This is a genomic window from Amycolatopsis sp. NPDC034160, from assembly GCF_055575355.1.
In genome coordinates this window covers 12,864-25,005 of sequence record NZ_JBVISU010000023.1, presented here as the reverse complement: position 1 = coordinate 25,005, position 12,142 = coordinate 12,864, and the positions used below count along the sequence as shown (strand labels likewise).

Annotated in this window: 13 protein-coding genes and 1 pseudogene; 3 read left to right on the top strand and 11 right to left on the bottom strand. The window is 63.1% G+C overall.

What is annotated here, in order from left to right:
* Positions 1 to 12 precede the first annotated feature (12 nt).
* Positions 13 to 372, top strand: coding sequence for a hypothetical protein (locus ACZ54P_RS33280; RefSeq protein ID WP_465465569.1), 360 nt, complete (start codon positions 13 to 15; stop codon positions 370 to 372).
* A gap of 175 nt (positions 373 to 547) precedes the next feature.
* On the opposite strand, the pseudogene ACZ54P_RS33275 reads toward ACZ54P_RS33280, so the two are convergent.
* The 10 genes and pseudogenes from ACZ54P_RS33275 to ACZ54P_RS33230 all read right to left on the bottom strand — a co-directional run.
* Positions 548 to 1,528, bottom strand: a pseudogene (locus tag ACZ54P_RS33275) (IS701 family transposase); the annotation flags it as partial.
* A 65-nt stretch (positions 1,529 to 1,593) separates the two neighbouring features.
* Complete coding sequence (locus tag ACZ54P_RS33270) at positions 1,594 to 1,785, bottom strand: hypothetical protein (RefSeq protein ID WP_465465568.1); 192 nt, start codon at positions 1,783 to 1,785, stop codon at positions 1,594 to 1,596.
* Entirely contained in the window at positions 1,782 to 2,153 is a 372-nt protein-coding gene (locus ACZ54P_RS33265) for a hypothetical protein (RefSeq protein ID WP_465465567.1), read from the bottom strand. The genes ACZ54P_RS33270 and ACZ54P_RS33265 overlap by 4 nt, the downstream gene beginning before the upstream one ends.
* 62 nt (positions 2,154 to 2,215) lie before the next feature.
* Positions 2,216 to 2,869, bottom strand: a complete 654-nt coding sequence (locus tag ACZ54P_RS33260; RefSeq protein ID WP_465465566.1) for a hypothetical protein — start codon at positions 2,867 to 2,869, stop codon at positions 2,216 to 2,218.
* 188 nt (positions 2,870 to 3,057) lie between these two features.
* Positions 3,058 to 3,768, bottom strand: coding sequence for a pentapeptide repeat-containing protein (locus ACZ54P_RS33255; protein ID WP_465465565.1), 711 nt, complete (start codon positions 3,766 to 3,768; stop codon positions 3,058 to 3,060).
* Between the two features lie 189 nt (positions 3,769 to 3,957).
* Positions 3,958 to 4,860 carry an ATP dependent DNA ligase gene (locus tag ACZ54P_RS33250; RefSeq protein WP_465465564.1) on the bottom strand — a complete coding sequence of 301 codons (903 nt, stop codon included), beginning with the start codon at positions 4,858 to 4,860 and terminating at the stop codon, positions 3,958 to 3,960.
* A 122-nt stretch (positions 4,861 to 4,982) separates the two neighbouring features.
* Positions 4,983 to 5,984 (bottom strand): Ig-like domain-containing protein, encoded by a 1,002-nt coding sequence (locus ACZ54P_RS33245; RefSeq protein WP_465465563.1) that lies wholly within the window; start codon positions 5,982 to 5,984, stop codon positions 4,983 to 4,985.
* A gap of 69 nt (positions 5,985 to 6,053) precedes the next feature.
* A complete protein-coding gene (locus ACZ54P_RS33240; protein WP_465437136.1) occupies positions 6,054 to 6,377 on the bottom strand; it encodes a hypothetical protein in 324 nt (107 codons plus the stop codon).
* Positions 6,378 to 6,660: 283 nt separating this feature from the next.
* The gene (locus ACZ54P_RS33235; RefSeq protein WP_465465562.1) at positions 6,661 to 7,443 is read right to left on the bottom strand and encodes a helix-turn-helix transcriptional regulator; all 783 of its coding nucleotides are present in this window, start codon (positions 7,441 to 7,443) and stop codon (positions 6,661 to 6,663) included.
* 278 nt (positions 7,444 to 7,721) lie between these two features.
* Positions 7,722 to 7,856 (bottom strand): hypothetical protein, encoded by a 135-nt coding sequence (locus ACZ54P_RS33230; RefSeq protein WP_465465561.1) that lies wholly within the window; start codon positions 7,854 to 7,856, stop codon positions 7,722 to 7,724.
* Between the two features lie 536 nt (positions 7,857 to 8,392).
* Here ACZ54P_RS33230 and ACZ54P_RS33225 point away from each other — a divergent pair.
* Both ACZ54P_RS33225 and ACZ54P_RS33220 read left to right on the top strand, forming a co-directional pair.
* Positions 8,393 to 8,821 (top strand): hypothetical protein, encoded by a 429-nt coding sequence (locus tag ACZ54P_RS33225; protein WP_465465560.1) that lies wholly within the window; start codon positions 8,393 to 8,395, stop codon positions 8,819 to 8,821.
* Positions 8,822 to 9,181: 360 nt separating this feature from the next.
* The gene (locus tag ACZ54P_RS33220; RefSeq protein WP_465465559.1) at positions 9,182 to 10,480 is read left to right on the top strand and encodes an IS256 family transposase; all 1,299 of its coding nucleotides are present in this window, start codon (positions 9,182 to 9,184) and stop codon (positions 10,478 to 10,480) included.
* Between the two features lie 611 nt (positions 10,481 to 11,091).
* Here ACZ54P_RS33220 and ACZ54P_RS33215 read toward each other — a convergent pair.
* The gene (locus ACZ54P_RS33215; protein ID WP_465465558.1) at positions 11,092 to 12,069 is read right to left on the bottom strand and encodes a transposase; all 978 of its coding nucleotides are present in this window, start codon (positions 12,067 to 12,069) and stop codon (positions 11,092 to 11,094) included.
* Positions 12,070 to 12,142: the final 73 nt, after the last annotated feature.

Sequence of the window (12,142 nt, the reverse complement as noted above, 5' to 3'; positions counted from 1 at the left end):
ATCGTGACAGGGATGACCCCCATTTTGGTGACAGTTCATGATCAGGATGCTGCGGTCGCGGACCGGATGGCCCGCCAGCTGCGGATCGAATTGCTCGGCCTGGCCATCGACGACGCGAAGTTCGACACCGATTCCCATGAGACTGTTGCCGGGGCGAAAGGAATCGACCCGGCAACAGTCACGACGATCATCGTGACACTGGCCGGTTCTCCCGTTTTGCGCCAGTTGGGGCGGGTGCTCCAGGACTTCGTCAACCGCGACCAGCACCGGGAGGTCACCGTCAAACGCGGCAAGGACAGCATCACGATCAAAGGCAGCCCGGACGAAGGCACCCAGAAGCTGATCGAGCAGTTCTTCGAGCAGGGCGACTAGTACTGCAACGGCAGTTAGACGAGAGGGTAGCCGCGTCGTTTGAAGTGGCTGAGGCGGGCTTGGTGTTGTCGTCGGCGTCGGAAGCGTGACCAGGCCCAGATGTGGTCGGCGGCGTCGGCGACACGCAGGACCAGCTTGTTAAGCAGGCGGCGGATCTCCGGGAGCGTGAATCCGATCATGTTTGGCTCGCCGACACCGATTCCCCTTTTCTGGCAAGGGATCTGGCGACGGCGAGCCAGGCGTGAGCGAGCATGGATAGGATGATGTGGGCATACCAGGCTCGCCAGGACCGGACTTGGTAGTGGTCGAGACCTGCCTCGTTCTTGCCTTGCTGGAAGCATTCCTCGATCCGCCAGCGGGACCCGGCGATCCAGGCTAGGTCCAGCAGGCTCGAGCGGCGTGGTCCGTAGCAGACGTAGTAGGCGGTCTCGGTCGGATCGGAGATCGATCGGCGGGCGAGCAGCCAATGTCCGCGCCCTGCCCGCCAGCCGGTGCGGATGGCGATTCTGGCCCAGTCGAACTCACGCGGTCCGTGCGCACCGGCACGGACCCACAACCGCCGCCACGCCTTGGCCGGCAGGTCCGTGATCAGCTCGCCCGCCCGGCCCTGGCCACCATCGGCGATGACCAGGGTGTCGCTGACCTTGAGGGCCAGCACATGCGCGGCGTCGCGGACTTCGAGCCAGTCCCGCAGGTACTGGACCTGCCCATAAGCCTTGTCGGCGGTGACCCACGCGAACGGCACGCCCGCGGTGAATGCCCGCTCGAGCATCGCCATCGCCTGCCGCGGCTTCGTCGAGAACTCGACCTCGTCGGCAATACCGGCCTGACGACACCGGTCACGGTCAGCCAGCCATGACTCCGGCAGATACAACTCCCGATCGATCAGCACACGCCCACGACCGGACGCATACGCCAGGAAGGTGTCGATCTGGCAGTTCTCGATCCGCCCCGCCGTCCCGGAATACTGACGCCGCACTCCAGCCGAACGGATCCCCTTCTTCAGAAACCCGGTCTCGTCCACGATCAGCACCCCGGCATCGTCACCGAGGTGCTCAACCACGTAGTCCCGCAGAGCATCACGCACGCCATCGATGTCCCAGTCCGCCCAGCGCAGCAACCGCTGCATCCCGTCCGGCAACACCTCGAGCGCCTGGCCTCGCTCACTGTCAGCGTCGAACGAACCCGCGGCGCCACCTGGGCACCACGCCTCCCTGCGGACTACTCATCGCTCCACAGCGAGTCGACGGTGGCCCGGTCGTGGGCGGCTTTCGCTGTCACGACCGCGTACTCGGCGATGGATAGGGATGTCAGCGCCTTAGCGACCGCGACGAAGTCCTTCTCGTCGTCGTAAAGGTTCTCCGGCAGGACCCGACGCCGTGAAAAGCCATGGTGATGCAGGATCGCGGTCACTCTATCGACCCGTGATCTGTTGTAGAACTTGAACAGCACCTGGTGGATATCCCCAGATGAGACATAAGGAAATGACCGTGATCGTGCGCGGGGCCATTCGATCTGCTCGAAGCCGTCTCGACCTCCGAGGCCAGGGCATCTGCCACCTCGGCGAGCTCGCGGCGAAGATCCTTGATCCGGGCAGCGCCAAGTTCCCTGGCCACGTCGGGCTCCCGGTGTGCTGCTTCCTTCGCCACGTCATCCACACGTGAGGGAAGCCCTCGGGTGATGGACGTCAGGCAGTCGCGCGCACGTGCCTCGGAATCGGCGCGCAGTCTTGCTTCTTCGGCTTCGGCCTCACGCAGTGCCTGAGCCGTTTCCTCACTCATGGCGAGAAGGTAGCCGAGCAGACCGACAAATTTGGTTCGGCGAGGCAGACGGCGCGAGCGGTTCAGATGCTCGCCAGTGGAGGTAACTCCTCCAGCCTGCGCAGAAGGATGCTTGTCTGCTGCTCCATCAGCCCGGCTCGCTCGTGGCTGAGCGGGCCGAAGTCGCCGTGGGCCGCCTGGTTCCGCAGGCCCGCGCAGGTTTCGAGTTCCTTCACGTCCTGCTTGGTGAGCATACCGGCGTGCCGCAACGCCGTGATCAGCGTGTTCATGGTCGGGCGCTCGGCGACGGTGATGTTGTTGGCCTGCGTGACAGCTCGCATGGCGATCTCCAGCGCGGCGCCACACAAGACGATGGGCGCGGCCGGGTGGACATTCTTGTCCTGCAACAGCAGCCGCACCTGCTCCATCAGGTCCATACGGGCGCCGGCGACCTCGCCGCGGATTCGTTCGCCGACGACCTCGATCACGCCGTGCTCGACCTGATCCACCCAGGCCTCCAGAAGGTCACCCAGCGCGCGAGCGCCGGTTTCCCTCGACCGCTGTTCACCGTGGCTCTGGTAGATCATTTCGGCCTGGAGGGTCCAGGCGCTGTCAGCCCCGGCGTAGATCCGGAAGAACTCCAGGGCCTGGGTCGCGGTGGCGACGATGATCATGAAGTCTTCGGGCCGCGCGGCTTTCCAGTAGCCGTCGCCTTCACCCAAGTCGTGCCAGCGCATGCGCTCACGAAGCCTCTCGGCGATCGTCAGCGCTCGCGAAGCCGATCACGGCAGCAGCCTTAACGCTTACCTCTTCGACGCCGATGATTTGCAGACGATGCTCAATCCGCCTCACCAGACACCAGGCTCCGCACTTCGCGGGAATGGTGACTGCCTAGGACGGGTCTTCGGTTAGGGCGAGCGCGGGGTCAATCGACTTGCCTTGAGTTCTCGCTGTCATTGGAGGCGAAAATGGGACGAAAAGGCTCGCCACTCACCGTCGCCTCCTCGAACATGGGCGTACGAACGAACGTCACCCCAGAGAACGAGGGATCTTCACCGAAGGTCGTCTTGTTAAAAGTTCTGAAGGTCGTCTGGTCGAACGTGGCGTCACCTCTGAAAGTCGCCAGTTCGAACGTGGCACCGCGCTTGAAGGTAGCCATGGTGAATGTGGCGTCGCCTCCGAAGGTCACCTTGGGAAATCCGACACGGCCTCCACTTACAGTCACTTTGTCAAACTGGGCTCCACCTGCAAAGTCAGCTTCTTGAAACCAGACACCATCGCAGAAAGTTGCCTCGGCAAACGAGGCACTTTCGGTAAAGGCCGTCAGTTCGAACCAAGCGGTGTCCTTAAAAATTGTTTTGCAGAATAAAGTCCTCCCTGTGAAGGCGGCGTTGTTAAACCTGCTGGCTCCAACAGAGGTGCCGGACATAACAAAGTCGATGAGGTGGGCGCCGGTGAGGTTGATATCTAGAGGCCCCCAGTAAAGAGCGTCGTATTCAGGCCTGAGGTGTTCGCTAAGCAGGCGTTGAGCGGTGAGGCGGACCTCGCGTTCTTGTGCTCTCGTACGATAGACCTCTTGTTGCTCGGCGCTGGCGCCGTCTTCGCGGTCCTGTTCGTTAGGCAGGTCGTAGGGCATGCGCAGGTAGGCGCAGAAGACGTTGACGATGGTCTGGCGTTGGGTCTCATTGTTCTGGGCGAGGCGCGCAAGGGCGTAGAGGCCGCCGAGCCGGACCGGGGCTTTCTCGGAGCCGAGCTGTTCGACGGCCTTTGTGTACAGCTCGGTGATTCGGCGTTCGGCCGCATCGGCGCGGGCGTCTTCAGCAACCTATTCCTGATGGGCTTGAGTGGCGGCCGCGACGTCCTGCTGGTGGGCAAGGACTTCGTATTGCTGGGCGAGGGCACGTTCGCGATTGTCGAGGTCTGCTTCGGTGGAGTGTTGGCGGCGCCAGGCGAGGTAGAGCGCGACCACGCCGCCGCTGCCGACACCGATGCTTAGCCCGATCTTTAGCGCGTTCAGCCGCGCGTTCACAAGGTCCACGTCGTTCAGCCCCTTGGTCGCCGCCCACCACAGTGCGACCACCGCCCCCGTGGTGAGCACCGTGATCACAGCGGCGGTCATCCACATCGCGGCTGGAGTCAGCTCCCGCAACCGTCTTCCCGTTGCAGGTGCCGTAATGATGCTGGTCGCGGCCCGCGCGTCACCGGTCATACCCAGAACGTCGCGGAAATCGATCGAGACGTTGCAGGATCGGAGGGAGCCTCTCGGCGAAGTGGCGTCCAGGTCGCCTGCCCTCCCCCCTTGTCGAGGGCGTGCCCGGTGGTTTGGGACACCGCGGTCTACGAGGTACTGGGCCTGGACCTCGCCGGAATTCTTGTCCGGGCGCCATCCCGGCCAGACGGTGTGGCGGAGCCGGTACTCGCGCGGGGTGAACTGGCGGCAGACGACTTCCCCGACAAGTCTTGAGGTGACCCGATGAGCGCCCTTGGCGCGGTCGCGCGGGACGTCGCCGTCGAGCGGACTGGTCTTGCGTTTCTTCCGCGTGCCAAGGAGGGCCTGGCGGCTGATGCCGGTGCCGACGTCGCCGAGGTAGACCAGGTACCCGGAGCCGGGGTCGTGGGCACCGCCACCATCCGTAGCGGCCACTGCAAAACCGAGGACGTTTGAACCGATACCAGCAGGCCTGGTGAAACGTTTCGCCGTCCCTGCTGGGTGTTCGTGTTCGGCCATCGATCGCTTCCCGAACACGTTTGCCAGGGCATCCTCGAGCTGTTCGTTGTGATCCCATGCTTACTTGGCCAAGCCTGCCGAAGCGAGTTACGGCACCAGCAGGCGTGGTGAGTAGTCGGTGGTCACCGAACGGTGCAGTCCAAGGTCTTTTTGACGCCCGACGCCGGCTTTCCCGGTATTGCCGCGACTGCTCGGGTTTGGTTGTTGGTTTCGTTCTGCTCCGCGAGGGCGTTAGCGGAGTCAACGGTGACGGTAATCGTTCTCCGCTGGTTGTAGTCGGCCGCTCGGATCGGTAGGACTGCCACGATCGGACTTGATTTCGGGATAGCAGGAGCGCGGACGGTTGTACTGGCGCCGCTGCCGCTCCGGACTGCGACTGAAACCGGGGTAGGGAGATTCTTTGGCTTCGTGCCGGTGGCCGACAGTCTCAAGGATACCTCGATAACGTCTTTTCCTTTTGGGGCTCCGCCTGTTTGGTACACGCAGTTCAGACCGGTAACGGACACGGTCAAGTCAAAACCGGGAGATGACGCTTCGCCGATCAGATCAACAGTAGTGGCGGAACCGCGGGTGTTGCTGATGACCAGTTGGGCTGTCTGTCGACCGCCTGAGCTTCGTGCGGTGAACAACACGCTGAAGGTGCAGGCTTGCCCTGGCTTGAGCATCTTGTGTGCGCAGGTGGCCGTGCGGTTGAACTGATCTTTGCCGTAGCCGTCGAGGTCGATGGCGGCGATCTGGAGAGTCGTTTTGCCGGTGTTGGTGATCGTGATGTTCCTGTCGCACTTTGGCTTGCACGACACTGAAGCAGGTGTGACGTCCATGTCGGGCGGCATGGAGGTGGACGATGGTGGCGTCGTCGCTGCTCCGACGAAGATCGATCTTGGAGACGGGACGAGCTCGATGTTGGCCGCGGCGCCGGCGACGAGTGATCCTCCGTACGTCAGGAACAGCGCGCCGACGGAGACCAGCGCTGCCATGGTGACGCGAATGTGGCGCCATGGGCCCAGCATGCTGACGAACGGCGGCAGCGCCGCAGCGAGTGCCATGCTCGTCAGTTTGAGCGGGTCCTTCGCTTCGGCGACGTTCGCGATGATCGTCGCGAACACCGCGGCGAGGATTGCCACGCTCAGCTCGAGTGCAGGTCTGGGTTCCCGCCGGGTGACAGTTCTCGTTGCCATGGCGCTCACCTGGCCTCAGGCCGCGGCGACGTCGGCGACGACGAGAACCTTGACCGTGCCACCAAAGGGATCGTCGATGTTCCCGGACGAGTCACGGAGATGAAGGTCGGCCGAAATGGTGACTTTGTTGCCGGCGAAGGCGGAGTCGACATCGACGTTCATTCGAAGGAGGTGATGGTCATTCCCGTCATACTTGATGTCAAAGCTTTTCAGGGCGGCTTGTGCACTGAGCAGGTGGTGCCCGAACTTCACGGACGCGTATCGGCGTGCCTGGCCACTGCCTGGCGTGAACTGGGCGACAGGAAAGGTGAGAGTGACGATCCGAAACTGCAAAGTCATGACTGCCCGCTTTCATCTGGGGTCGTCGCAACGCGCCGGCACGGACGTGATTGATGACGGCCTTCTGAAAACGATGACCGTCCGACGCGCTGCGTTATCTGCCGTGCTACCAGCATGAAGCCCCTGGACTGACAAGAGTATTCGCCTTTAGGCGTATTTCGTCACCAGGTCGCGCGCCTCGTGCACTCCTGACCACAGGAGCTGCCGAGCGTTGGTGGTCGACTCGGTCGCGTGCCGTGCGGGTTGTCGTCACCGGCCTCGCGGAGGAGCCGATCTCGCATTCCTAGCCGAGATCGAGAGGTTGTGCTTCCGTGCGGAGCATCGCCGCCGCGGCAGCAGTGCGCGTGCGGACCCCCATATGATCGAAAATGTGCTCCATATGCTTGCGCACTGTCGAGACGGAGATGGTGAGTTGCCGCGCGATGTCGGCGTTTGTGCGACCTTCACCAACCAGTCGCAGTACTTCGTGCTCGCGTCGCGTCAACCCGGATGTGCGCTGTAATTGCCGTCGGGAGGCGAGGTACAGCTCGTACAGATGCGGCCTGAGCAGCTGCAGCACCGCGCGGTCACGTTCGGTGAAATCCGGGCCACTGTCCCGGTATAAGGACAGCCCAAGCGACCTGCTCCGCCAGGAGGGCGTCGGGAAAGTCATGCTGATGCAGTGCAGTAAACCGTTAGGGGCGAAATACTCCACGAAGAGTGGCGCCCTGCGAAGCTCGGCCAGAGTGTAGAAGTCAGACCACCGAGTGACGCTCACGAAATCAGCTGTACGCTCCAGATATTGACATGCCCGGAATCCCCGATAAAATCGCCAATACGACTCGGTCTCTGGATAGAATTTATCAAACTCAAGCAGGTATTCATTGCCGTGTTCAACCTGCTGCTGAATGAGGCATCGGCGCCGCAGGCGATCTGCCTCAGTGAACACCACCGCGTCACAATTAACCAACCGAGGTAATTCTTCGAACGTCACCCAGGGCAGGGCTCCAGTCGACTCGCCCCGCCGACCTTCCTCGACCACGGCGACGAGCGCTCGAAGGTCATCTGTTGACATCGATTCGGACATCGGTGCCTCCTCCACGTCGCCTTTGTCCTCGACGCTACGCCGAGAGGTCCGCTGCGGGAACATCTTCGAAGGCAGATTTTACTGACCACATCGCGACAAGCGGCTTCACCGCGTCACACCACTAACCAGTGGGAAGTTTTCTTTCTATGTAGCGCCCGTCTTGGCGCGGATCACGATTGGCTCCGGGCTTTGTCACTGAAGGCCGACGTCGACATCACCGGCACCGCCGCGACGTCACGTCGCCGCGGCTGGCGTCGGAAGGGGCACGGAGAAGGCCATTACCGGCTCGGGTTGGGGTTACCGTCGGGGCGCTGGTTGATCCAGGAGAGGCCGCCAAGGTCGAGTTGGTGCTGGGCGCGAGTGACGGCGACGTAGGCGAGGCGGGCTTCTTCAGGTTCGATCTTGCCGGGCATGGGGTAGCCGCCAAGTTCGGTGTCTTCCGCGTCGTCCGGTAGCCGCCCAAGCCAGGATGGATTTCCCCGGCTACGACCACGTCCTCATCACTTATGCCGATCTGCAGGCCGTGGTCGAGGACTCGCAATATCGGGACTGGCGCACCACGCTCGGCGCCGTGCAAGGTATCTATCTCATCGCCGACACCAGCACTGGGCAGCTATTATGTGGGAAGGCAGACGGCGGCGAGCGGATCCTCGGCCGCTGGACTGCGTATGCGAAGAACGTCCACGGTGGCAACGCCGCACTGCGGGACCTGAGGGGCCTGGATCCCGCGCACCCGCGCCACTTCCAGTTCAGCATCCTGCGGGTCTTCGGGCCCCGGCACCCCCACAGCAGAAATCTACGCAGCGGAAGCCCACTTCAAAGCAGCGCTCCTCACCCGCCAGCACGGCCTGAACCGCAACTAGCCGCGTCCGAGGTGGCTCAGGGACTCGCGCGACGCCAGCTCACCCAGGATCGCGTCGATCGTATCGGGTCACCGTCACCTGGCACGATGACCACGATGAGGCGTGACAACAGCGACGAGGCTTACGTGCTGGACCTGTGCGACGAGGTCCTGGGCGGGCTCGGCCAGCGCCAAGCACGGTTCGACTGGCTGCGCGGGGATCCCGGCAAATACGGGCGCACGGTCCGGCTGCCCGTCGACAGCTACTGGCCCGAACACCGGCTCGTGGTCGAGTACCGGGAGATCCAGCACGACCAGCCCGTCCCGCATTTCGACAAACCCGACCGGCTCACCGTAAGCGGTGTCCACCGCAGCCGACAGCGCGCCTTGTACGACCAGCGTCGCGACGAGCTGATCCCCGCTCACGGCCTGCGCCTCGTGGTGATCAAGCCATCCGACCTGGCCGCCGACCGGCGAGGCCGGTTACGACGCGACCGCGACAACGACCAGCTGGCACTGCGCACCAAACTCATCTGAACGCCACTCCAGCTGGCCGCATTGCGAAACGCGACGCCGCCGAGTGAGGCTGACCTTCCTGGCGTACCTCGACTTCACTCGACACACCCAGCACCATCGCGCTTCCGCAACGAGCCGTGGCTGCTCGCCCACGCCATCGTCTCCTCCGGCACCTGTCGCTGGCCCTCACGTGCCCGCAACACCGGTGGCATAATCTGAGCGCGCGTAGGTCCTGCCGTCTTCCGACTGCAGGACCTCCGCCAGCGGGTAACAAGGTCACGCCACGACCGTCAGGAGCACCCGTCAGTGGGACTGTCCCAGTAACGGTGTTTCCGGCCCGACACGCCGGGCGTGGGCTCGGCGGGATGGGCACGGTGTGTGATGACACTGGACGTTGTGACTTCACGATCGACGGGTAAGAAGAAGGCGGCGAAGCCGCGGTCGGCGCAGGAGGAGCTGGCGGCCTCGATGGTCGCGCAAGCCCAAGCGCAGGGGCTGGCCCTGACCGGCCCGGACGGGCTGCTCAAACAGCTGACCAAGACGGTTCTCGAGGCGGCGTTGAGCGCGGAGATGACCGAGCACCTCGGCCACGAGAAGCACCAGGCCGAGCCGGGTCGTGCCAGCGCGAATGTGCGGAACGGCACGCGGTCGAAAACGGTGGTCTCGGACGCGGTGGGCGAGGTGGAGATCGCGGTACCGCGGGATCGGGATTCGAGTTTCGAGCCGGTGGTCGTGAAAAAGCGGCAACGTCGTTTGGGGAGCGTGGATGAGATCGTGTTGTCGTTGTATGCGAAGGGTTTGACGACGGGCGAGATTTCGGCGCATTTCTCCGAGATTTACGATGCGTCGGTGTCGAAGGAGACGGTGTCGCGGATTACCGATCAGGTTATCGGTGAGATGAGTGATTGGCAGTCGCGGCCACTGGATTCGGTGTATGCGGCGGTGTTCATTGACGCGGTGCATGTGAAGATCAGGGATGGGCAGGTCGCGAACCGGCCGATCTACGCTGCGATCGGTGTCACGCTGGAGGGTCGCCGGGATGTGCTCGGGCTGTGGGCCGGCCAGGGTGGTGAGGGCGCGAAGTTCTGGATGCAAGTGTTGGTGGACCTGAAGAATCGCGGTCTGGGTGACGTGTTCTTCGTGGTCTGTGACGGGCTGAAAGGGTTGCCCGAGGTGGTCGGGAACGTGTGGCCGGCGGCGATCGTGCAGACGTGTGTGGTGCATTTGCTGCGGAATACGTTCCGGCTCGCGTCGAAGCGGGACTGGGATGCGTTGAAGAGGGATATGAAACCGATCTACACGGCACCGAACGCGGCTGCGGCGGCGGTCGCGTTAGATGAGCTGGAGGAGGCGTGGGGTGGTAAGTATGGTGCGATGATTCGGTTGTGGCGTAACGCATGGGAGGAGTTCATTCCGTTTTTGGACTATGATGTGGAGATCAGGCGTGTGTTGTGTTCTACGAACGCGATTGAGTCGTTGAATTCGCGGTATCGTCGTGCGGTGCGGGCACGTGGTCATTTCCCGACGGAACAAGCTGCGTTAAAGTGTCTGTATCTGGTCACCCGGAGTCTGGACCCGACCGGCACCGGGCAAGCCCGGTGGGCGATGCGATGGAAACCCGCCTTGAACGCTTTCTCGATCACCTTCAGTGACCGCTGGCCGGGCGCTGAGACCTACTGACAACCACGGCCGGAAACACCGTTCGCGTTACAGTCCCCCGTCAGTCGCCCAATTTTGCCTATTCAGCGCTGCCAACGTGGTGTCGGCGAGAAGAGCGCGTAAGTCGGGGTCGGGTTTTCGGCAAGTACGCCCTCTCGGGCCACTGACTGAGCGCGGCGAACCACGTCACAACCCATTCGGTGATGGTGGTCCGGCTGCGGGTGAGGGCGAGCCAGGTGTTGCAGCGCTGGTCGCATTCGATGTCGGCTGCGTAGTTGTCGGCTGCACATTGGGTGGCGACCTTGTAATTAGTCCATGGCGTCGAATATATTGGCAACCGCGATGGCGAGTAGCTCTACCGGTACTTGAATGCCGTCTGAGTGGGTGGCGTTCTCTGGCGGATTTTTGCTTCCTGCCTCTTGTCATTGTAAGAAAATGACTCGTCACAATTCTAGATGATGTGGAATGTAAGGCATTTAGCCTCGATCTTGCATGGGGTTGCGGGGTTCCGTTGATGTAGTTGCTGTGGCTGGATTTTGCCTGGAATCCGTGGTGTGGGCAGGGTTGTGGGCCGACTGTCGTGTCGGTGGGCGGGTTCCGGGGTCCTTGGTCGCAGGGGCAGAAGGTTCGCGCTAGCCGGGCCAGGGTGCGGTGCGGAGCCGGGTGAAGACGCTGGCGAGGTGCTGGGCCCAGGGCCAGTCTTGGTCGAGGTGCAGGGTGGGGCTCGGGCGGTGCGGGTGAGTTGGCGGCGATGGCGCAGATTTGTAGCGGAAGGTGGTTGGTTCGCAGCGGGCGAGGTCGCCGGTGAAGCAGAGTGCTTGGATCCAGGTGAGCAGGTCGGCGATGGAGAACCCGAGGGAGAACCCGCATCCTGCGGCGCGCACGGCAGCGGCGAAGGCGTGGGTCACGCCGGCGGCATCGGTCCGCACCATCACCTGCGGCGCGTCAAGATTCTCGGGGTCTGGGCGGGCAACGCGGCCAGGGCCATGGCCAGGATATCGATGTGGTCGGAGGCGGTGTTCGACCCGGCTTTCCCGGGCCGCAGGATCCCTGCCAAGGCTTCCCCGCCGGCGACAGGTCTTCTTCCACGTTTTCGCCGCGTTCTCCTTCTCACTCTGCGCGATGCTTATCGTCGCGTCGATATCGATCACCAATCCGCCCTCGATATCGGTACCGGCTCCGGCGGCCCAGGCTCGTTCCCGCGCCTGCGCGCGGACCGATCGCAGGCGGGTGACGTGTTCGTCGTCGACCCGGTCGAGTACCCGCCAGGCGGTGGCGTCACTGGCCACCGACCCGAACAGTTTGTCCTGGTCCCGCAGCCTCGCCAGATGTGCCAGCGCGTCACCGCCGTCGGCGATCATCACCGCCAGATCAGCCAGGACCCGCCCTGGCAGGTGGGTTGGTATCCCGTCGTAGGTGTCGAGCAGCGTTTCCGGCCAGCCGGTGCCCAGGCCGGTGTTGATCGTCATCTCCCGCAGCAGCGCCACCCTCGCCCGCGACACCAGTCCCGTTCCGTCCGCGATGACCTGGACTCGTGACTGCTTGCTATCCTGCACCAAGGAAGTGCCTTCCTGTTGAGAGAACTTGATGTCTTTCGCAAACACCACCATTTTCCCTTACAGGAAAGGCACTTCCTCCATTTCCAAAACAGTTTTACATCACACTGCGCAAAAGACCCAGGTT

Bases quoted from the DNA above. Each gene is read 5' to 3' on its own strand.
- ACZ54P_RS33280 (WP_465465569.1), top strand. From the start codon at position 13: ATGACCCCCATTTTGGTGACAGTTCATGATCAGGATGCTGCGGTCGCG.
- ACZ54P_RS33265 (WP_465465567.1), bottom strand. From the start codon at position 2,153: ATGAGTGAGGAAACGGCTCAGGCACTGCGTGAGGCCGAAGCCGAAGAA.
- ACZ54P_RS33260 (WP_465465566.1), bottom strand. From the start codon at position 2,869: ATGCGCTGGCACGACTTGGGTGAAGGCGACGGCTACTGGAAAGCCGCG.
- ACZ54P_RS33255 (WP_465465565.1), bottom strand. From the start codon at position 3,768: ATGCCCTACGACCTGCCTAACGAACAGGACCGCGAAGACGGCGCCAGC.
- ACZ54P_RS33250 (WP_465465564.1), bottom strand. From the start codon at position 4,860: ATGGCCGAACACGAACACCCAGCAGGGACGGCGAAACGTTTCACCAGG.
- ACZ54P_RS33240 (WP_465437136.1), bottom strand. From the start codon at position 6,377: ATGACTTTGCAGTTTCGGATCGTCACTCTCACCTTTCCTGTCGCCCAG.
- ACZ54P_RS33235 (WP_465465562.1), bottom strand. From the start codon at position 7,443: ATGTCCGAATCGATGTCAACAGATGACCTTCGAGCGCTCGTCGCCGTG.
- ACZ54P_RS33230 (WP_465465561.1), bottom strand. From the start codon at position 7,856: ATGCCCGGCAAGATCGAACCTGAAGAAGCCCGCCTCGCCTACGTCGCC.
- ACZ54P_RS33225 (WP_465465560.1), top strand. From the start codon at position 8,393: ATGACCACGATGAGGCGTGACAACAGCGACGAGGCTTACGTGCTGGAC.
- ACZ54P_RS33220 (WP_465465559.1), top strand. From the start codon at position 9,182: ATGACACTGGACGTTGTGACTTCACGATCGACGGGTAAGAAGAAGGCG.
- ACZ54P_RS33215 (WP_465465558.1), bottom strand. From the start codon at position 12,069: ATGGTGGTGTTTGCGAAAGACATCAAGTTCTCTCAACAGGAAGGCACT.